36 protein-coding genes and 1 pseudogene are annotated in these 19022 nt (G+C 37.6%); 5 read left to right on the forward strand and 32 right to left on the reverse strand.

Features of this window, described 5'->3' with window-relative positions:
* Positions 1–295: 295 nt before the first annotated feature.
* From AC5WOE_RS13095 to AC5WOE_RS13210, 24 genes are all read right to left on the reverse strand, one after another.
* Entirely contained in the window at positions 296–691 is a 396-nt protein-coding gene (locus AC5WOE_RS13095; protein ID WP_496052751.1) for a hypothetical protein, read from the reverse strand.
* 108 nt (positions 692–799) lie between these two features.
* Positions 800–1099, reverse strand: a complete 300-nt coding sequence (locus AC5WOE_RS13100; protein WP_496049018.1) for a hypothetical protein — start codon at positions 1097–1099, stop codon at positions 800–802.
* On the reverse strand, positions 1096–1323 hold the full coding sequence (locus AC5WOE_RS13105) for a hypothetical protein (RefSeq protein WP_496052752.1): 228 nt from the start codon (positions 1321–1323) through the stop codon (positions 1096–1098). The genes AC5WOE_RS13100 and AC5WOE_RS13105 overlap by 4 nt, the downstream gene beginning before the upstream one ends.
* The gene (locus tag AC5WOE_RS13110) at positions 1320–1490 is read right to left on the reverse strand and encodes a hypothetical protein (protein ID WP_496052753.1); all 171 of its coding nucleotides are present in this window, start codon (positions 1488–1490) and stop codon (positions 1320–1322) included. The genes AC5WOE_RS13105 and AC5WOE_RS13110 overlap by 4 nt, the downstream gene beginning before the upstream one ends.
* Positions 1487–1801, reverse strand: coding sequence for a hypothetical protein (locus AC5WOE_RS13115; RefSeq protein ID WP_496052754.1), 315 nt, complete (start codon positions 1799–1801; stop codon positions 1487–1489). The genes AC5WOE_RS13110 and AC5WOE_RS13115 overlap by 4 nt, the downstream gene beginning before the upstream one ends.
* Entirely contained in the window at positions 1798–2043 is a 246-nt protein-coding gene (locus AC5WOE_RS13120) for a hypothetical protein (protein ID WP_496052755.1), read from the reverse strand. Before AC5WOE_RS13120 ends, AC5WOE_RS13115 begins: the two co-directional genes overlap by 4 nt.
* A gap of 104 nt (positions 2044–2147) precedes the next feature.
* Positions 2148–2399 carry a helix-turn-helix domain containing protein gene (locus tag AC5WOE_RS13125; RefSeq protein WP_496052756.1) on the reverse strand — a complete coding sequence of 84 codons (252 nt, stop codon included), beginning with the start codon at positions 2397–2399 and terminating at the stop codon, positions 2148–2150.
* Positions 2399–3208 (reverse strand): ATP-binding protein, encoded by an 810-nt coding sequence (locus AC5WOE_RS13130; RefSeq protein WP_496052757.1) that lies wholly within the window; start codon positions 3206–3208, stop codon positions 2399–2401. Before AC5WOE_RS13130 ends, AC5WOE_RS13125 begins: the two co-directional genes overlap by 1 nt.
* Positions 3105–4109 (reverse strand): phage replisome organizer N-terminal domain-containing protein, encoded by a 1005-nt coding sequence (locus AC5WOE_RS13135; protein WP_496052758.1) that lies wholly within the window; start codon positions 4107–4109, stop codon positions 3105–3107. The genes AC5WOE_RS13130 and AC5WOE_RS13135 overlap by 104 nt, the downstream gene beginning before the upstream one ends.
* Before the next feature lie 63 nt (positions 4110–4172).
* Entirely contained in the window at positions 4173–4604 is a 432-nt protein-coding gene (gene ssb, locus AC5WOE_RS13140; RefSeq protein ID WP_496052759.1) for a single-stranded DNA-binding protein, read from the reverse strand.
* Positions 4601–4765 carry a hypothetical protein gene (locus AC5WOE_RS13145; RefSeq protein ID WP_496049025.1) on the reverse strand — a complete coding sequence of 55 codons (165 nt, stop codon included), beginning with the start codon at positions 4763–4765 and terminating at the stop codon, positions 4601–4603. Before AC5WOE_RS13145 ends, ssb begins: the two co-directional genes overlap by 4 nt.
* Positions 4762–5052 carry a hypothetical protein gene (locus AC5WOE_RS13150; RefSeq protein WP_496052760.1) on the reverse strand — a complete coding sequence of 97 codons (291 nt, stop codon included), beginning with the start codon at positions 5050–5052 and terminating at the stop codon, positions 4762–4764. Before AC5WOE_RS13150 ends, AC5WOE_RS13145 begins: the two co-directional genes overlap by 4 nt.
* 124 nt (positions 5053–5176) lie before the next feature.
* A complete protein-coding gene (locus AC5WOE_RS13155; protein WP_496049027.1) occupies positions 5177–5461 on the reverse strand; it encodes a hypothetical protein in 285 nt (94 codons plus the stop codon).
* An 18-nt stretch (positions 5462–5479) separates the two neighbouring features.
* Positions 5480–5701, reverse strand: coding sequence for a hypothetical protein (locus AC5WOE_RS13160; protein ID WP_496049028.1), 222 nt, complete (start codon positions 5699–5701; stop codon positions 5480–5482).
* Between the two features lie 40 nt (positions 5702–5741).
* Entirely contained in the window at positions 5742–6278 is a 537-nt protein-coding gene (locus AC5WOE_RS13165; RefSeq protein WP_496049029.1) for a host-nuclease inhibitor Gam family protein, read from the reverse strand.
* Positions 6279–6323: 45 nt separating this feature from the next.
* On the reverse strand, positions 6324–7304 hold the full coding sequence (locus tag AC5WOE_RS13170) for an ERF family protein (RefSeq protein ID WP_496052761.1): 981 nt from the start codon (positions 7302–7304) through the stop codon (positions 6324–6326).
* 31 nt (positions 7305–7335) lie between these two features.
* Positions 7336–7491 carry a hypothetical protein gene (locus AC5WOE_RS13175; RefSeq protein WP_496049031.1) on the reverse strand — a complete coding sequence of 52 codons (156 nt, stop codon included), beginning with the start codon at positions 7489–7491 and terminating at the stop codon, positions 7336–7338.
* A gap of 117 nt (positions 7492–7608) precedes the next feature.
* Entirely contained in the window at positions 7609–8004 is a 396-nt protein-coding gene (locus AC5WOE_RS13180; RefSeq protein WP_496052762.1) for a hypothetical protein, read from the reverse strand.
* A gap of 54 nt (positions 8005–8058) precedes the next feature.
* The gene (locus tag AC5WOE_RS13185) at positions 8059–8226 is read right to left on the reverse strand and encodes a hypothetical protein (protein WP_496049033.1); all 168 of its coding nucleotides are present in this window, start codon (positions 8224–8226) and stop codon (positions 8059–8061) included.
* A 15-nt stretch (positions 8227–8241) separates the two neighbouring features.
* Complete coding sequence (locus AC5WOE_RS13190; RefSeq protein WP_496049034.1) at positions 8242–8457, reverse strand: hypothetical protein; 216 nt, start codon at positions 8455–8457, stop codon at positions 8242–8244.
* The gene (locus AC5WOE_RS13195; protein WP_496049035.1) at positions 8457–8585 is read right to left on the reverse strand and encodes a hypothetical protein; all 129 of its coding nucleotides are present in this window, start codon (positions 8583–8585) and stop codon (positions 8457–8459) included. Before AC5WOE_RS13195 ends, AC5WOE_RS13190 begins: the two co-directional genes overlap by 1 nt.
* Positions 8586–8616: 31 nt before the next feature.
* Positions 8617–8772, reverse strand: a complete 156-nt coding sequence (locus AC5WOE_RS13200) for a hypothetical protein (protein ID WP_496052763.1) — start codon at positions 8770–8772, stop codon at positions 8617–8619.
* A 78-nt stretch (positions 8773–8850) separates the two neighbouring features.
* A complete protein-coding gene (locus AC5WOE_RS13205; protein WP_496049037.1) occupies positions 8851–9453 on the reverse strand; it encodes a BRO-N domain-containing protein in 603 nt (200 codons plus the stop codon).
* Positions 9454–9467: 14 nt separating this feature from the next.
* Positions 9468–9689: a helix-turn-helix transcriptional regulator gene (locus AC5WOE_RS13210; protein WP_496049038.1), complete on the reverse strand. Its 222-nt coding sequence runs from the start codon at positions 9687–9689 to the stop codon at positions 9468–9470.
* 156 nt (positions 9690–9845) lie between these two features.
* Here AC5WOE_RS13210 and AC5WOE_RS13215 point away from each other — a divergent pair, with 156 nt between their 5' ends.
* A complete protein-coding gene (locus tag AC5WOE_RS13215; RefSeq protein WP_496049039.1) occupies positions 9846–10211 on the forward strand; it encodes a helix-turn-helix domain-containing protein in 366 nt (121 codons plus the stop codon).
* Here AC5WOE_RS13215 and AC5WOE_RS13220 read toward each other — a convergent pair.
* Entirely contained in the window at positions 10206–10604 is a 399-nt protein-coding gene (locus tag AC5WOE_RS13220) for a hypothetical protein (RefSeq protein WP_496052764.1), read from the reverse strand. The genes AC5WOE_RS13215 and AC5WOE_RS13220 overlap by 6 nt on opposite strands.
* 348 nt (positions 10605–10952) lie before the next feature.
* Here AC5WOE_RS13220 and AC5WOE_RS13225 point away from each other — a divergent pair, with 348 nt between their 5' ends.
* The 3 genes from AC5WOE_RS13225 (at position 10953) to AC5WOE_RS13235 (ending at position 13463) form a co-directional block, all read left to right on the forward strand.
* Positions 10953–12173 carry a helix-turn-helix domain-containing protein gene (locus AC5WOE_RS13225; protein ID WP_496052765.1) on the forward strand — a complete coding sequence of 407 codons (1221 nt, stop codon included), beginning with the start codon at positions 10953–10955 and terminating at the stop codon, positions 12171–12173.
* Positions 12174–12468: 295 nt separating this feature from the next.
* Complete coding sequence (locus AC5WOE_RS13230; protein ID WP_496049042.1) at positions 12469–12954, forward strand: hypothetical protein; 486 nt, start codon at positions 12469–12471, stop codon at positions 12952–12954.
* 200 nt (positions 12955–13154) lie between these two features.
* Positions 13155–13463 carry a hypothetical protein gene (locus AC5WOE_RS13235; protein ID WP_496052766.1) on the forward strand — a complete coding sequence of 103 codons (309 nt, stop codon included), beginning with the start codon at positions 13155–13157 and terminating at the stop codon, positions 13461–13463.
* A gap of 40 nt (positions 13464–13503) precedes the next feature.
* Here the strand turns inward: AC5WOE_RS13235 and AC5WOE_RS13240 are convergent, their stop codons facing one another.
* Positions 13504–13692 carry a hypothetical protein gene (locus AC5WOE_RS13240; protein ID WP_496052767.1) on the reverse strand — a complete coding sequence of 63 codons (189 nt, stop codon included), beginning with the start codon at positions 13690–13692 and terminating at the stop codon, positions 13504–13506.
* A gap of 72 nt (positions 13693–13764) precedes the next feature.
* Between AC5WOE_RS13240 and AC5WOE_RS13245 the strand changes: the two genes are divergently transcribed.
* Positions 13765–15312: a recombinase family protein gene (locus AC5WOE_RS13245; protein ID WP_496052768.1), complete on the forward strand. Its 1548-nt coding sequence runs from the start codon at positions 13765–13767 to the stop codon at positions 15310–15312.
* Between the two features lie 83 nt (positions 15313–15395).
* Here the strand turns inward: AC5WOE_RS13245 and cotJC are convergent.
* From cotJC to AC5WOE_RS13275, 6 genes and pseudogenes are all read right to left on the reverse strand, one after another.
* Positions 15396–15626: pseudogene (cotJC, locus tag AC5WOE_RS13250) on the reverse strand (spore coat protein CotJC); the annotation flags it as partial.
* 229 nt (positions 15627–15855) lie between these two features.
* Positions 15856–16110 (reverse strand): spore coat protein CotJB, encoded by a 255-nt coding sequence (locus AC5WOE_RS13255; RefSeq protein ID WP_496049046.1) that lies wholly within the window; start codon positions 16108–16110, stop codon positions 15856–15858.
* On the reverse strand, positions 16100–16345 hold the full coding sequence (locus AC5WOE_RS13260) for a spore coat associated protein CotJA (protein WP_496049047.1): 246 nt from the start codon (positions 16343–16345) through the stop codon (positions 16100–16102). Before AC5WOE_RS13260 ends, AC5WOE_RS13255 begins: the two co-directional genes overlap by 11 nt.
* A gap of 172 nt (positions 16346–16517) precedes the next feature.
* Complete coding sequence (locus AC5WOE_RS13265) at positions 16518–17720, reverse strand: MFS transporter (protein ID WP_496052769.1); 1203 nt, start codon at positions 17718–17720, stop codon at positions 16518–16520.
* Between the two features lie 117 nt (positions 17721–17837).
* Complete coding sequence (locus tag AC5WOE_RS13270) at positions 17838–18293, reverse strand: nucleoside 2-deoxyribosyltransferase domain-containing protein (RefSeq protein ID WP_496049049.1); 456 nt, start codon at positions 18291–18293, stop codon at positions 17838–17840.
* A gap of 84 nt (positions 18294–18377) precedes the next feature.
* Entirely contained in the window at positions 18378–19010 is a 633-nt protein-coding gene (locus AC5WOE_RS13275) for a nitroreductase family protein (protein WP_496049050.1), read from the reverse strand.
* Positions 19011–19022 lie beyond the last annotated feature (12 nt).

Raw genomic sequence — 19022 nt, forward strand, 5'->3', positions numbered from 1 at the left:
GCTTGTAAAAATTAAATTGTGATACTGTCGTCATATTATTTACAATTCAAATTGTATCATAATAATTATGAATATAAGTATTTTTTATTTCAAATAAAGAAATAGAATCGAAAATCACCATTTGATATTATCTTTTCACAAAAAATCACCACCCATTTGAGTGGCTATTGTCGATTTATAAGCATCTGATAAGTGAATTTTCTCCGAGGTGATGGATGATCGTCGACTTACCAGATGCTGACTATATATAGCTAAGTAACTATAACTCACGCACTATCATCATAACATGGATTAATCAATAGGACGGTATACTCTTTGGTATACTCTTTCTTAGTCGTTGGCTTATCTTTTTTATCCAAATGAGACTATAGCCCAGTTCTGCTGCAATTTCTGGTAATGTCATCCTTAATGCATCACGCATATATGCCACTTTTGATTCTAGTGTTTCAAATTCAGACATACGCTTTTCAATTTCTATTTTGGTACTCTCTTTCCCCTCAAGTAGAATTGTGTATTCTTCTACTTGATCACATATCTTCTTCATCCGATTCAAGCAAGTATCAAGTGGAAAAGCTCTGTTTATCGTGGATTCATGACATGCTTTTAACCAGTATTTATGTTCATTTTCCAAGTTCTTAATTCTTATCGTAATAATATCTATTTCAATGCAGAGATCATGATACAATTCCATGCTTTCCACCTCTTTGGTATAATGATGGTATGTAGTTCCATCCATCCAAATGAGGGAATCCCAAGACCAGTTGTCGCTGATCGTGGGATTTTTCTTATTTATATCCGTTCATTCCATTCCCATCTCTATATCAAAAATCAATCTGCCTTTACGTTTATCCTGCTTCTCTCGAACCATTTTGTATAAATCATTACAGGAGGGACAAAACCCAAAGCTATTAACATTTACAGCACATTCTTTACATATCTGGTTGTCGCATGTCTGATGTTGACCACCTAATATTCTTCCTCGACGATCCTTAGCACTTGTCCAGTAGTAACCAATTACAAAATCACATAACTGAGTAGCTTCGTTCTTTTTGCAGAAGGTACATGGATACTTTGGAAGGCTTAAAACGTTTTCTCTCACTCGTCATCCTCCTTTAAACAGCATTCAATGTTTTCCTTACTATCACATACGTATTGTCTCTTACTCGATGCCCTCACTTCATATCGTGATATCCAAACAGGGTAGAATCCACCTAGTAGTTCCACAGCCTTTCTTCTTGCTTCCCCTATCTTTGTAAATACGCCTTTAACATCTTTCTCTTTTGGTTGCCAGCCTATTTCTACCACATAAAAAATGTTTATCACTCGTAATCCTCCTCATACACCCCAGATTTTAATCTACCTAGAACCCAAAACAATGCATCACGTTGCCCTGAATGGTAATCGTGGCTAACAGGGTATTTCTCCCGTAGTTCGCCATAATGATCGATTTGCTTACGTATATCATCTATTAGCTTTCGAATATCGTTCACTCGTCGCCCTCCTCTTTTTTTGTACCTAGGTCTCGCATCTGCTTCTTTTCTTCTTCCATCAATGTATCCACATGCATCCTTCTAAACTCTTCTTCCTCTTTTGGGCTTAACATGTAGGCCTTTCTTCTTCGTTTCTTCCACTCACGAAATTCATCTTTGTAAATCACATACTCTATCAAATATTTGGTTTCTGTATATTGATTAAAGAACCAAATGAGGCAATAAGCCCATGCAACAATCAATGCAGCAAATCCCATTGCTGAACCTAAGCCAATGGTCAACCATTTACCAGCTATATCAATCCACGTCATGATGCGTCTCCCTCTTTCTTTCTGAAGTCCTCTATGATCTCGCCATTTTTATCAAAGTAAGCAATCTCCCATGTGGGATGGTATATTCCTCTACGTGTTTCTCCTTCTAATCGAATTCTGAGATGCGCCCCATAAGCAGATGTGATTTTCCCACGCTTCCCGTTATAGACTTGTACCTCCATACCTCGCTTGATGAAAGGCAATCCATACTGCGTTTTTATAAAATCAAATGTGTATGCCACGATGCTTCCCCCTTGATTTGACCACTGTTTCGCGTTACAATGATCAATAGTAATTGAATCTTCTAAATTCTGTGTCCAGCTAACCTCATGCAAAGGTTGGCTTTTTATTTTTGTCCTCGGTTCCCCATGATTCCTCCTTCACGTTGATTGATGTATCCTTTCTCCGCTTGATCGATGACTAGGCACATAATCTCAATTGAATACCTGTCCAACTCTCTACCAATAAAATCAATCCCAAATCCTTTCTTCCACAATTTGCGAAACTCACGCAGCTGTCGATCATTCCAGATGAAGTTGTAATTATGAAGAGCTGTGTACTCATACCGATGTTGTACCAGTGGCAGCACCTTCGCCATTAGACAGCCTCCTGTTCTTCTAGTCGATAATTCAAACCCTCTTCCCCTCTTAACACCACAGTGAAATCTTTGGACATTTGGTAAATTCGTGACCCTATACCCTCATCCTCATCGCATATTTCGTCTATGTCTCTTTCTGATGAAATCAAGATTGGAAGATGATTTAAATACCGATAATTGATAATCTCGAACAAGGATTCCTTTTGCCAATCTGTCGCCGTCTTTCTCCCTTTGAAAAGATCATCTATAAATAATACATTGATTTCTTTTAACTGCTGCACCTTCTCATTTTTTTGGGAGAAATCATCTTTCAAATCATTCAACCCCTCGACCCAAGGAAAATAGATAACTCCTACCCCCCGATCCAACAGGGTATTTGCAATCGAGGTGAGCAGATGTGTTTTTCCACTCCCTGGCTGCCCCAGTAAAGCAATACTATTTTGCCGTTCTTCTTTGATATCGGTGTAGTAATCCAAGTAAGATTCTGCACATTGAAATGCATCATGTATTAGTGAAGGACGATCCTCCAAAGAAAAGTTTGCAAAAGTCATCTTTCTGAATTTCTCGGTAATCTGGCTTGATTTAAATAACCGCTCCACACGTTTGGCGAGCATCTTTTTCTCATAGCATTCGCAATATCTCCATACCTCTGTCCGATCCTCCAAACGAATGATGAACCCTTCTAAGTCTTTACATTTTGCGCATTCATACTCGGTATTTTTTGGGTCTGTTGATCCATCCGGTTCTGCCTTTCGTAATTGGTTTCGCTGCTGGAGCTTGGTTAGAATGTCCGCTATGGTTGTTTCCATAATTCGCACCTGCTTTCATAGGAATTACTTTTTGTTGTTGTGGTTTTGGTTGATAATTCATCCACTCTTCTACTTTCCCAGCATTCCGACAAATGAAAGTAATATCGGCGTGGATTTTACCAGTATCATTATCCCCACAATGAAAGGGAGACTGCCTTATATTTGTGATTGCTAGTTTTATATCATCCACAGAAAAGAGGAATTCTCCCTTCTTCGCTGGATGCTTTTCTCCTAGTCTTGCTTTGATTGCCTTTTTTCTGTTTTCGGTCAAAGTAGGTCTTCTGGTAAAGAGGCTTTCAAATGTCTTCAAATAATGATTCCAAATATCTTGAATAGAAGAAGACAAAACATCCTCGGAGCTTTTGCGACGACTTTTCTTTTTTTCTATTTCTTTATCTTTATCTATTTCTAATTCTCTTTCTTCTTCTGTTGCGTGACTTTGCGTGACTGTCACGTGACTGTCACGTGACTCATCTTCTAAACTTGAATTTTCTTCTGATGCTGGTAGTTCTTTTGACTTTTCTTTCTCTCGTTGTCGACGTTTCCTCATTCGATTCTGTTCTTTAATCTTGTGTAATCCATCTATATTTTGGTGTTTATCCCAATTGCAAATGAAGATTCCTTTTCTATCGATTTCGATCATTCCAAAATCTACAAATGTTTTTAGTCCAAGCTCTACCACTGTTTGAGGTTTTGACCAGATAATAGAAAGCATTTGTGGAGTGTAGGGTGTACCTTCCTTTAAATAAACGTAGCCATTATCATTTGTTTTCCCTGCCATTGTTAGAAGACGAATCCACATATTAATGATTGCGTCACCTTCTGGTAGTGCTTGTATTAGTTTCAGTTTTTCATCTTCGAACATATCTACACGAATCTTTATCCACTCCACTTGCCTCATCTGATATCCTCCCATGCTTTATGGTGGGTGACCGTAGCCACCCATTATCTATAAACTGTCCTCTCAAAAAGGCAAATCATCATCTGACAAGTCTATCGGCTTCCCTACTTGCTGGAATGGATCATGAGCATAAGATGAATTGCTATTGTCTGTTTGCTGTTGCTGATCCTTGTTCTTGAAATCCAAAAACTTCACTTGATCCGCTACAACTTCTGTCATCCACACTGTACGCCCCTCTTGGTTCTCATAATTCCGAACCTGTAAACGTCCTCCCAGAGCAACCAATGAGCCTTTCACGCAATACTTAGCCACGTTTTCAGCTAGACCACGCCACACAGAGATAAAGATAAAATCTGCTTCTCGTTCTCCATTCTGATTGGTATAGTTACGATCCACTGCAAGTGTAAATTTGGTGATTGCTGTTCCCCCATTAGTGGTATATCGAAGCTCAGGATCACGAGTTAATCTTCCAACTAAGACAACTGAGTTAATCATGCTGTATGCACCCTTTTCTGTTTTTCTTTGCAACTCTCTTTTACTTCTTGCACACCTTTGAGCATCATCTCTTGAAGCTCACAAACGGACTCCCTTTTTCCATATGGAATGTTGAATTTGCAACCGCTACATAACTTGAAAATTTCCGTCTTTTTTATCACTTTTTTTCCTCCAAACCAAGCAACGTTGTAATTTCTTGGTGCTTGGTGATTTTGATCCGGTCATAACCGTTTATTTTGGCGTGACGTTTCATCTTCTCTAGTTCAAATTGATCAAACGTCAACATCATTTCTATGACCTCCACACCATCCACTCCGTTTTCCGCCACATCTTTCGAATTCCAAAACTCTACTTGGTAATAACCTGCATCTATTTCATGCAATATTTTCACTTTGATTCCCCCGTTTCTACTACTTTCCAATTTGGTTCGATGTAATCGAATACCCATTCCATATACTTTTGATGAAGTAGCTCTTAAACCTCAATAGAATCCAAGCCTTCCAACTCTTCTTCTGGAATATCGAGTGTTTTCAAAGCAGCAATTTTGTTTGGTTCCAAACAGAACATGACTTTCATGACGCTTCCCCTCTCCTCTGATTTAATTGGTGTCTCACATATCCAGCAGGAGGTAATTGAATATCCGATCCATAATGAAGGATGTAATAATAGGCCTGGTCTGCATTGTCATACCTTCTACCAGTAGCTTCCAGTAATTGATGACGTTCCACCCATACTTTCAGTGCCATATTTAAACGTTCTGGAACGATCATCGATAGAAAATGATCCATGTGCCTTGGCTCCAATTCGTGCAATAACTCATTTATCAAATAGCGTTCATTCGGCTTTAGATTTCTCATGATGTTCCTCCTCAGCTTTTAACCGTAATGAATATCCTCTAATATCACGCCTTTTTTAAAAGGCACTATCTCCACCTTGCATCTACGAGCATTCAACCAATCATTTGCATATGCTTCTTCGCTTGAATGCTCAAAGGCTATCCTTCTCGCTTCTTCCTCGGTGTGAGCAAGAACCACACAGGAACGGCATTCATCGTAATCTACTACATAGGGATCACGTGTTAATTTGTAAATGGTCATGCTACACCTCCTATATTTAGAGAGGGGACAAACCCCTCTGTTATTCGGTTTCGATTCTCAATTCATCGGGACGATCCTCGACAGTAATACCTTCGATGATTTCTCCCGTTTCAGAGTTAACTACTTTCCCATCTACTACTTGGAATCGCTTTTTCAGTTCAGATTTGTTCACTTCTTCTTTGATACGAATTAAATCTTCGTAACCTCGTAGCTTTAGAGAAGACAGAACAACATTGTCATAATAAACCCACTTAGGTTGTTGTTTTCGAAACCCAATCTTTCCACTCGGCAATTTCAGAGACTTGAACTTTGGATTCTCTTCTCGTTGACGTTCCGCATATATTACTAGCATCGATTGAAAATGCTCCAGTTCATTGTCTAGTTGTTCGTTTACACCCTCCAGCCAAGCATCAATTTTGGCTACTTCTACATCAGCTAATTGAATATTCGCTTTCTTACGATCCTCCAAAGCCTTGATCTTACGCAAAACCCAATTGGCCTTTTCCTCGTTATCCACTATAAATCCATTGGTTTCCCCTGCTTCTAAGTACTCTTTCAAACTCAAACTCTTTTCCATTTCGTATTCCTCCTATATTGGAAGAGAGAGAAAAACTCCCTCGTGTTATACTGCACCCTTCATTTCATCATCCGATTTGATATAATGCTGTAACTCTTCAGACGTTGACTTTTCGATAAACTCAATCACATCATGCGCTTGTTGCTTCGTCATTCTGGTCATGCTGCCTAGTTTGGTGTAGGTGTAAGCGACCTTCTTCACATCATCTGTTTTTAATCCCTTATCTCCACCACTTTTAAAGATTTTGTTCCGTTGCTCAGTGGACATTTTCCCTTTCCATTCCGTAACATTCGATGTCTTTGTATCTGCTGTTGTCCGATTTGCTTTCAGCTTTTCTAAGAAGTCTTTTCCTTGTTCCTCTGTTAATTCGTACAGAGGTAATTCATATAGTTTGTCGGTTTGGATATTGATTTTTTCCGGTGCTAGCTTCATAGCAGTCCAAAGATTTTTGATATTCAACAAAGTTTGATCTGTCATTTTTGCAACATCTGAAGGTTTTGTTTGGGATACTGTTTTTTCCGTCTGACTGTGCTTCTGATGTGTTTTTTGAATAGAGGAAGTACGCTGTTGTCTTCCTTTTCCGTAATTTGTCTCCTGTTGCCCTTGTGAAACTGATTGTGCGTCATCATCTTCGGAGGCTAGACCCAATGCCAAACAGAGCGAATAACGTCTCATGTAGGAGATAATCACTCCTACTTCTTGTGGTTTTTCAAAGTTCTTCACTCCAAAAGTGACTGGATCAAACTCTATATACTCACCAGATTCATGTAAGATCATGGTGTAAACCCCGCATATTTTGCCTTGTTGATCCCTTACTGTATCTTGAATGCAAGACAATCCATTTTTTAATAAATGTGGACGAGCAGTTTCAATGCATTCATCCAGTGGCGAATAATAGTAAGAATAAGCAAAGGAACCATCTTTTTTTCTAGCATCTACTTTTTTCGATTTCTTTGGAGAAGGACATGCTCCTTGAAACTTCGCTAATGCTGGTGCAATGTGCTTTAGACTCTCTGAGAACTTCATTTGCGATCCCCTTTCTTCTCATGCAAAGATGTTAGTAACTGTATCCCACTAGCGATATAGCCATAATGCTCGAATCCGATTTGTTCTCTAGGTGCTTAAAACCCAAAATCATTCGTTCTGGTATATAATCAATCTTCAGCTTCGGTGCAATGGTTAAAGCCTTGCTTTTATCGATTGGTGTTCTCATGTGTACCTCCTGTATAGAAAAGGGGCAACCGCCCCTATATGACAATGTCCTTCTGATCATCTGGTGCAAGGAGTTCATTCAATTTCTTCTGCCGATACAGCAGCAATTCTGCCTGCTTTACGATGCCGATCTCCGATGCCAAGTGAATCCCACCTTCCTCAAACAGCTCTCCATTCTCGATAAACCAGTAGTCCCAGCCGTTAGAATGCTTTTTGATGTGCCCAGCGTGCAAATCGTGGTGTACTGATCGTTCATCTTCTCGATCAGCTCATTGGCTTCCACATGCTCCGTAACATCGAAGTATGCGATTGCAGATCGTGGAACCATACGGCGTGCCTCACCCATGTCAAACTCGATATAAGAGACATCCTCATCACCCAAAACAAAGTTATATAAGTGGGTGGCTTCTTCTCCCATGACTTCCATTAAAGTCCCGTCCTTCAGACGAAACACGATCTTCTTGATGTAGGTGTAAAATTTTTCTTCCCCTTTGATATCCATGTACATCTTCATTCTCCCTTTCGATCTAGCTCCAACTGTGGTACACTAGACCTCTGTTAAGTTTTCTTAGGCTTGGTGGTGTTGCTGCACTGCCAAGTCTTTTAATTTGCCTTGTAGATTGCTAATCTGATTGCCAATCCCCATTACACAGCAGCCTTCTTGGAGCATCTTCTTCTGTACATCCTCCAAAATCTCAATCTCATGTTTCAGCTGCTTACGCTTTGCATCCCACAATGTTCTCACCTCCCCTCACAGCGGATACTTGACCGCCAGGTATTCCTTGTAATTTTTTCGTTCCTTTCTCAGCCGTTCTGCCTTTCTTTGTAACTGACGAAATTCAAAAATGTTACCCTCGTGAAACTGTGCCCATGATTCAAATCGAAAATCTATTTCCTGTTTCAACAGAGCTTCCAGATAACGATCCTCTGTATCGGTGGTCAAAAGCTTGTTATAGCTCGTGTACATCACTTCGCCCCCTTTTTCTTCTGTTGATCTTCTTTTGCAGCAACATCACGCAAATTTGTGATGTTGCCACGTTTGAGATCTTTGACTTTCGGTTTACCGTTATACACCTTGCCGACTCGTCGTTCCAACAGTCAGCTCACCTCCTTCCTATGCCGTAAATTAACTAGCAAAATCATTTGACTTTTGTACTTTCATTTTCAGCAAATGATAAATATGGCTCTCAATATTTCGTAAACGTTTCTTCCTTTCTTCCTCAGTAATTACAGGAGCAACTATGGTGACTGTTGTATTTCCAAGATGATAAATCTTCTCCAATCTCTTCCCCTCCAATAGAACGAATATTCTGATTGCATAGAGTAGCATTTTCATGCAAAATGTTACAGAGTTGTTAATTCAGTTGTATTTTTTATAGATTGCCTTCGAAATGGACATATCCAATTCGAATCTATCTTTCATCAACATAAGATGAGCAGTATCTTCTACTATGGGCTGGCGATCTTGTAACATTTCAGGAGTCATATTCTCTTTCTTGATCGCTTTGGGTAGACCGTATTTATTTGCTACTGCTTTATTAGCAATGTTATTTGCTTTCATATAGTGGACTGGCTGAGGATTGTTCATTTGACTAATTTTCAACATCGCTTGCTTTTGGTGCTCCTTGTCTAGCATTCGAAATACTTGGAAGCCTTCTAGACCGCTTTGTTGACGAAGTTGTTTGATAACTTGATAAACCCATTTCTCAAAATCTTTTGCTTCTGGACGTTTTGATTTAAATATTGCTTTGTAAACACCAATTTCAGAAATGACAGTAGCCTCTTGGTTTCCACCAAGGGTCTCCACTATGTGGGTATCCTTTTCGTGATCTTCCAACATACGAGACACACGGAATGCATCACGATAACCAAGTACTTTCGCAACATCAGCAGCCACCGCCCACCAATCGTTTTTGATTTCAACAAAGCGGATTTCATGATCAAGCCATTTTTCAATTTTCAATGTTCGTCAACTCCTTATGCTGTTTTGTCACCCAGAAACAATTTGTTTCTATTTTGATCAAAAAAAAGGTCATCAATAGTACTTCCATAAAAATCAGCAATTTTTTTTGCTAATGAAAGCGATGGATTTCTTTCTCCTTTTTCAATGTAACCAAGCGCCTGTCTAGTTATACCAAAGTGTTGAGCTGCTCTTGTTACAGACATTTTTCCACGCATCTCTATTAATTTATGTCTCATTTTGTCACCACCCTCCGGTAACGTTTTGTTTCTGTGGTATGTTTAATATATAGAAACGTTTTGTTTCTGTCAACACTTTCCTAGAAACAAAACGTGCTCTTTTTTGGTAACAATAAGTTACATATAATAAAGTAAATGATTAAAGGAGAAAATCGTATGTTTAAAGATCGCTTGATTGAACTAAGAGAAAGAAAAAAATTAAGCCAATATGAGTTGGCAGACAGACTGGGACTTTCCCGAGGAAGAATTGCTAATTACGAAAGAGGGTCAAGACAACCCAAGTTTACTGTTTTAAAACAAATAGCAGATTACTTTGAAGTCTCTACGGATTATCTACTAGGAAATACAGAAGACCCAACTACTGAAGTCCAGGAGAAAGTGAGTGATGTGGATTTAGAAAAAACTTTGGAGGCATTGAAACAAAAAAAAGCTCGCTGGGGTGATCGCGAACTTTCCGATGAAGATCAAGATATGTTAGCAAACATAATTGAAGCAGTCCAAAAAAGAAGACAAAATTTATAAACACAGTTTATTTAATCTTGTTATCTCTGATTTATTCAACTCATCCTCTAATTTAAAAAATATAGAGTATAAATCGATTACACCATGTATGGTATCATTTAATCTCTTATATGTATCCTCACCTACGCTATCCAGTTCTCTCATTGGATGGCTTTTTGTGGTGCTTTTCATCCTTTCCAGAAGCTTATATGAATTACCTAGACTTTCCAAAAATAGCATCACTCCATCATTACCATGCACTGTACGACCATTAAAACTGTATTCATCACGTTCAAGTAATGTAGCTCTTTTGGAAACTTCGGAACTGAACTGTATAAAGCAGCTGCTTATATCATGTAGGAATTGTTTCGCTTGTTCTTTCCCCATATTGTTTTCCTGTGTTTCTGTTTGCATATTCTTCACCCTTTAAGTTTGTGAATGCAATGTTTGTGAATGCAATTTCTGTTAATAAGATTGTGAGTATGCTAGATATTTCTTTCTATGGTGTATTTATGTATTTTTCAGTTTCATTTATAATGTTACTTATCTTCACTATTTTTGTATTTTTTAATTTACCGTGAATATATCACAGGGCGAAAATTTTGTCTAAGTACCGAAATCGGCATTTTGTGCGCACAAAATGCCTTATTTGGACTAAAAAATATCAAAAATAGCTATTTTGTGCGCACAAAACACCAAAAACAGCTTTTTGTTATGAATTTAACTTTATAGTAAGATATTTTTGGAAGGTTGATCTTCTTCATGAATCAGGTTGATATAGGAAAAGTAATACGCAAGATTCGCACCAATAAAGAGCTGAAACTGGAAGTTCTCGCTCAACAAATAGGTTGTACACATCCCACACTAAGCAGATTTGAAAGAGGAAAACTAAGTCTGGAGGATAAAAAACTTGAATTACTCCTCGATATCTTAAACATCAAACGGGAAGATATTCCATTTATCTTAAAGAACATTCACTTAGATGACGAAATTGAACTTTTTACTTTCCGATCCATTGAAGCTCAGATTAAGATTGAAGGTTTAACACCATATCAATTTAATAAAAAACTTACTTACATCAATCATGAAATCGCCAGACATTATTTGAGAGGAAAAAGATTTTTTGTAAGCAAAGACTACAAAAATGCTAGCAAAATCTATCAATCCCTTATCCTTTTAAACGAAGAAGAATACTGGCCAAACGCTAATTTAATCCCAACGGCATATGTAGACCTAGCATTTATTTCCTTAAAAGAAAATGATCATGGTAGTGCCCTTCAACTTTTGGATAAGGCACTAGAAACTTTTAATCTAGAAGGGGAACGTAGAAATACTTGGCACTCCATTCATTACAACATAGCTCACATTTATTTCGAACTAGGAAATATAGATGAAGCAGAAAAACGGTTAAACGTTATTTGGTCAGAACACTCACAAATTGAAGGATTATTGAAAATAAAGGTTTTCGAACTTAAAGCATCCATTTTAAAAGAAAGAGAATTAAAAGAGGAAGCAATAACATTCCTCCAAGAATCCATGCTTATAGCTTCTGTTCTAGAAGATCCGGATGGAATCTATTATATTTTAGTTGCTTCTGGAAAATTAGCTTATGAATTAAAACTGTATGATAAAGCAGAAAGGTGTTTTCAATCTGCTATCGATATCAAAGACAAACTGAAGAAAACCACAGCAACCAGTGCCTATCTAGCGATGAGTGATTTGTACCTATTTCAAAACGAACTAAAAAAAGCAAAAAGGCATGTTGAAAAAGCTATAAAAGGTGCTAAAAAAGCAAAAGACATGCATGATTTGATCCAAGCATACATGATTCAGGGTGGTATTTACGAAAAGGAAGAAAATAAATCCAATGCCTATGCCAGCTACAAAGAAGGAAGAAAATTAGCAAATCAATATGAATATGACCAATACAAACGTATCTTAAGCGAACATTTCAAACGTTGTAGTGAAGATGGAAAGGAGTGATCCTGATGGGAGATCCACATGATGGTTAGCGATAGCGATCTAGGAAACTAGATCGCTTTTTGCTTTTTTTGAGACAAATCAAGTAGGAAAATAAATACATCGAATAGAAATAAAAGACTGGGACAAACCCATAGTCTTTGTGATTTACTTTTCTTTAAGATAAATTTTTTTCTTTTCTTTAGCTGTACAAGCTGGGCAAATGGGATTGCTCTCGTTTGTCTCATAATCCAGATCACATTTTGGGCACACATACTTCTTTGCCATTTTTGACCACTCCTTAAAAGTAGGTGAAAGAGTGAAAACACATGAGTCTTTTTTACGGGGATACAAACCGGCTTACCTCTGTTCTCGTAGATTTGAAGGGGATGCACTTCGACAGTTACACAATAGAAATTATCCATTTGTAATTGAATATGAATTAGAAGACTTTGACGATCCAAGTACGCTATACGACGTGGGGACATTGTTTTTTCAAAACGAACAAATGAAACAAGATTATTTACAGGCTTCCAGAGAAACAATGGATAGTACATACTTGTTAGGCGTAACACTTGGTTTTCCACCTATTGCTTGCCGATTTTTTTCTGATGCAAACGAAAATGAGAAACTTTCAAAAAAACGTGCTGGCTTCAGTTATCAAGGGTATCAATTCGCTGGAAACATCGATGATGTGGATGATATATGTGAGTGGCTGTGGGAGAATGTACAAGCTCCAATAATCGAGGTTGAGGTTGAATATAATGGAGAAATAAAAGTGATCGAACCAGCAATAGTGACCTAATTCCCTCCTCTTTGAAGGTATATCTTTGCTGTTCTTATAATCAGTTTATACCAAATTGCATGAATTGGAAAATCCTTTTTATAACGGTCTAGGAAACTAGATCGCTTTTCTTTTGTATTCAGCTTTTTTCCATGAATATCAAAGAGAAAATTACACATCCTATTGAGCGTATCAAACACTATTCTCTAGGAGAGATGTACATGTATCAGCAACAACAAGCTACACAGATAACCAACCAGTTATCTCATATCCAATCCATGGCTCGTCAACTGGAACAAGCGGAAGCTCGTCGTCAACAAACGGAACAACAACAAATTGCTGAAGCTGCACATTGCAGACAACTTGCTCAACAAGTAGAACAAGCAGTTGCTCAATGTATCCAAGTTAGTAATCAATTTTCTCAAGCTCCGATTCAACATTTCCAACAATCTACTGGGTCAGCTTATGGAATGACTCAACCACAAACTTGGCAAACACAAGCCCCAAATCCTTCTGTACCTTTGGCATAAAAAAACGAAAAGCCCCAGATGGGGCTTTTTTTGTTATATACTATGTTTCATGCAATATAAATCCTTCATGTTTTTTGTTATACAATAGGTGAAACAATACCCTTTTAACTTCTTCTAAACGATATTTCCTTTCTTCCTCAGTTATCATTGGAGTTACAATATATATATCTGTTTTACCAATGTGATACATAAAACCGTCTTTATATCGTTCCTTTTGTATCTCCTGCATATTACCACCTCTTATTCCATACATATGCATAAGATGCAATAGGACTAGCCTTGAAATTTAGGAAGTGAATAGATGGAAAGAGTAGCAATGTATTTAAGAAAATCACGAGCTGATCTTGAATCGGAAATGAAAGGAGAAGGCGAAACTTTAGCAAAACACAAAAAAGCCTTACTCCAAGTAGCCAAAGAGAAAAAGCTAAACATTATTAAGATTTATCAAGAGATCGTCTCTGGGGAAAGCTTGATCCATAGACCTGAGATGCTAAAACTCATGGAAGAAATAAGTAATGATGAGTATAATGCAGTACTTTGTATGGATATGGATCGCTTGGGTCGTGGAGATATGCAAGACCAAGGCTTTATTTTGAAAACGTTTAAAAAATCCAAAACAAAAATCATTACACCACGTAAAATCTACGATTTAGATGATCAATTTGATGAAGAGTACAGCGAATTCGAAGCCTTTATGGCTAGAAAAGAATTTAACATCATTAAACGTCGGTTAGAAAATGGAAGGATACGTTCTGTTCAGGAAGGGAACTACATTGGTGCTCGCGCTCCATTTGGCTATCAAAAAACAAGTGATTTAACACTCATTCCTGATCCTAAGGCTTCTCCTATCGTTAAAATGATCTTTCAATGGTATACAAGTGATGATCCTAATGAACGATTAGGTACTACCAATATTGCAAAAAAACTTAATGAACTAGGAATCGCATCATACACTGGTTCAAAATGGTCTAATAACGTCATCCTTCAAATCATCAAAAATCCAATTTATATTGGTAAAATCAGATGGAAAGCAGTAGAACGAGTGAAATCCACTGATCCTACTAAAAGAGTGGATGCTAGAAATAGAAAAGAAGATGAAATAATAATCGTAGATGGGAAACATGAAGGAATTATTTCAGAAGAAACATTTGAAAAAGCTCAGGACATTCGAATCAACAAGAGAAATCCTCGTTGGAAACAAACTACGACATTACAGAATCCATTAGCTGGACTAATCATATGTGGTATTTGTGGTGGTACTCTCACATTAGCAAGGGCATCCAATTCAAAATTCAAGTGGCCGCATCTTGTTTGTACCAATCGAGGTCGTGGTGGAAATTGCAATAAAAGTAGTCGACTAGAACACGTAGAAAGAAGAATCTTAGAAGCACTTTATGACTGGTTAGAAGAATACAAATTAAAGATTGATCCAAAAGAGTATATTGAAAAAGATACTCATACTACTATTTATGAACAAACAATAAAAAATCTAAAAATAGAGATTAGTGATCTTCGAAAACAACAAGACCGTCTACATGATCTTTTAGAACGAGGAATATACGATGAGGATACTTTTATCAATCGATCTCAAAAGATTACAAGTCGATTGGATGAGTTACAACATGCTTTGAATCAATCTGTAATCGATCTAGAACTTGAAACGGAAAGACAGAAAGCCAAGTTAGATATCATCCCCAAAATTGAAAACATCTTAGATGTATACAGTTCTTTAGAATCCGTTAAAGAGAAAAATTTACTTCTTAAAACCATTATCGACAACTGTATCTATACGAAAGAAAAACATCAAAGGAACGATGAGTTTTCCATTGTCATTCATCCAAAAATTTAAAAATACCTCCTACTTATGGAGGTATTTGTTTCATTTATCGCTGAATTCAGTTATAATTAATGTACCTATAATCATATGGTTTACTTATAAACCATCGTTGCGATCATTTCTAAGTGGGCAAACTCCTCCGTACCTATATCTGTCAACAATCCTTTCACTTTGTCTGGAATGGTGTATCGTTGATTTAAGTAACGTAGTGCAGCAGCTAATTCCCCATCGGCTCCTCCATATTGTTCAATGAGCAACTTTGCTAAATGTGGATTACATTGGCTCACTTTTACTGGATACTGTAACTTTTTTTCATATATCCACAAAAAATATCCCCACCTCGAAAAACAGACTTGTTAGAAAGCATATTCCATATGAATGCTCGGGATGATCTTCTTCAAAGTTATTTTCCAAAATAAGGAATAAATTAAACTTCTAGCAATAAGCTTTCGCCAGAACTGCACAGCGAGATTATTGTCATTTCTATTTACTCCCAGGTGGTGTTTATGGAATTTTGCTATAAAAACGACCAAATAAATGATCATTTGAAATAAATCATATTTCCCATGGCCAAGGCCCCTCATTCCAACCACAAGGATAACGATTGCTCGAGTGACCGAAGTGCATCAATGGACCATATCTCTCCTCATATTCAGAGCGTATTACTTCCCTTTCCAATGCGCAATGGTTGTATTGGGCAAGAGCGTCTGGATCACTTGGATGTGTATCCAGATAAAGGTTTAGCTCTACTAAGACAAAATCAACTTCTTGTAATTTCCGAAGTAATGCTCTCCGTTTTTCATGTTCCATCTTTGTCCCTCCAATTCTTTGGAGGATATGGACTATAAAAAATAGGCCATAGAGTTCCTTTTATCAATGCCTCATGTTTCGAATACTGCGGCAAATTAGGTGGTTGGAATCCTAAGAATTGATTGGGTGGGACCACATAATGCTTTGCAGCAGGGGGACATGGATCATCTGGACTATGACAGGGATACCATACTCGGTACTGATCTCGATATGGATTAGGTTTGCGTTTTGTCAACACAACTCCTCCTACATAAAAGTCTTATCACCATCTTATGTATAAAAGTAGAAAAAAGAAGAAATTTTCGACATGCACGAAAATGTGTAGAAACACGAGAAAAAGACAATAAAAGCTAAGTAATCCCCTTTAGAAATTTCTCCAAAGGGGACTGGTGTGAAATAATTACCTATTAAAAAGTCGTTTCGATAATGGCTTCCTTTTTCGCAATCCCATAAGACCGAAATACAAAGGTTAACGCTACAAATCCGAGCAAAGCTAATCCGAGGAAATAGAAAAGGGATGATATACCCAAATACTGCATCAAGGTTCCCCCTAAATATGGCCCGATAATACTCCCTACACTATAATGCATGGAACACAATGCACTGCCCTTTGGTAATAAATGAGCGGGCAAAATATCATCCATAAAAGCTAGTCCTAAAGAGAATAACGACCCTACAAAACCCCCTGATAGACCGAGAATGAAAAATAAACCAATAAAACTATCTCCTACCAAAGGAACAAATAACATACCAAATCCACCTAAGAAACATAAAATGCGAAGAAGATTTTTTCTTCCAATCTTATCACCCAACATGCCTAATGGTAATTGAAACACAAGACTTCCCCAAATAAAAGCAGTGATCAAGAGAGAAATTTTACCTTTTGACAACCCTAGTTTCAAGCCATACACTGGAAAATTACCTGATAACGCGACTTCTAATATCCCATACAACAACATAGGGATCATCGCCAAAAACCCCATTTTGTAGACAATTTTATAAGAAGTAGATATTTCCTGTTGATTATCATTTGTTTTAGCAAAGTTAGCATACCCTTTGGTCAGACGAAAGCTGACAATCAAACTGACGACAAGCATAATGATCAATATGACGAATGGAATCAAATAACCATGAGCAGTCATGTTCAATCCCAATGGACCGATTCCAAATCCAAGTCCATACATCAAACCAAATTGGGAAAGTCTTTTTCCTTTGTGTGCCGGATCGACGGTAGCAATCAACCACACTTGACAAGATAAAAGAGCAATGTTGTTCCCTATTCCGACGAAAAAACGTAAGGCTGACCACCACCAAATCCCATACGTAAAAGGAAAGAGAGCAAAAGATATCAATAAAATGGAGGTCCCTACAACAATGGTGTTGCGATATCCCCACCTCGATATCAGTTTTGAATAAAACATCATCGAAAACAGCATACCGACGTAGAGCATCGCAGCACTGAATCCATTAATACTAGGAGCCAAATGCATTTGCTCCAACATCGTAGAAATAACTGGAATCAAAAACCCCTGCGTAATTCCAAAAATCATTACAAGAAATAAAAAAGTATAAAAGCGAGTTGTCGACCATTTATCAACACTTGTTTGCATCTAATGATTCACCTCTTTATATTTACACACGAACACCCTCACCAGCACTTGGCGAGGGACTTTATTCATATCGTATCAAGGATGTACAAGAAAAAGCTAATACATATTTATCCTTTTTTAAATTAAAAAATATAATGCACTTTTGATTGTTGTTTCTAGATCGTGCTGAGGAGTTACAGCATGTAGTCTTGCCAAATGATCCAAATAACGCATCTTTTCAGAAGATTCAGGATAACCAAATACGACTTTTCCGGATTTAATCCAATATCCAAATTCCACATTTGTCGTGAAACCAGGTAAATGAACTAAATTTCTCGGAATCCAAAATAAAATACAATCTGCTTTTTCTAAGCCGCTTAACTCCCAGTTTACTTGATCATCATAATCATGTTTAAATTCACCACTACGTGGTTCAGGAATAAAAACAAATCCATCGAACTTCAATCTTTTTAAAATTTCTACAGCCAATGGTCTCCAAGAGTCAACTTTTTGAGATCTTGGTGTGGGACCGGCTAAAAATATACTTTTTGTTACTTGCTTTGGAAATGGTTCTGGTGCATATAGCAAATTCAATGTTTTCACATCCACTCTATGACATATTTTCACTATACACGAAAAAACGCCTTCTCCATGACGAGAAGGCTGTTACGCTATTATTTAAAACGATTCACGTATCACCAATTCATTTAAAGACAACCGGGAGGATGGTCTTGCAGGTTGTGCTGCTTTTCCAATGGATACAAGCAAAACAGGAAAATAACGTTCAGGCACGTTAAATTCTCGTATCAGTTTATCTGGATTAAACCCACCCATCGGACAAGAATCATACCCCATTGATTTAGCGGTCAACATTAATTGCATCGCAGTTAATCCACAGTTTAGAGTTGAATCCATTTGAGCTCGTATTTTATCAGCATACGCTCCTTCGATTTGTGACACCAAATTATCCCTGAGTTCTCTTGTCATAATGCCTTGTTCTACTGCGTCTCCATAAATTTGATGGGCAGTCCGATAAGCTTCTAAATCTCCTAAAATCGCTACGACAATGGATGCTTCTACTACTTGTTTTTGTCCATAGGCAACAGAAAGCATTTTTTGTTTTTGTTCAGGTTTGGAAATTACAAGATATCTCCATTGTTGCAAATTCCAAGAGGAAGGAGCTGAAGAGGCGAGGGTTAATAATTCATTGATTTCCTCTTCCGCCATTACGTGAGTAGCATCATAACTTTTAACACTGCCGCGACTAACCATGATTTCTTTTAGCACATCGTACTGAGTAGAAGTCACCATTAAAAACACACC

It is taken from the genome of Shimazuella sp. NTD248 (assembly GCF_059510395.1).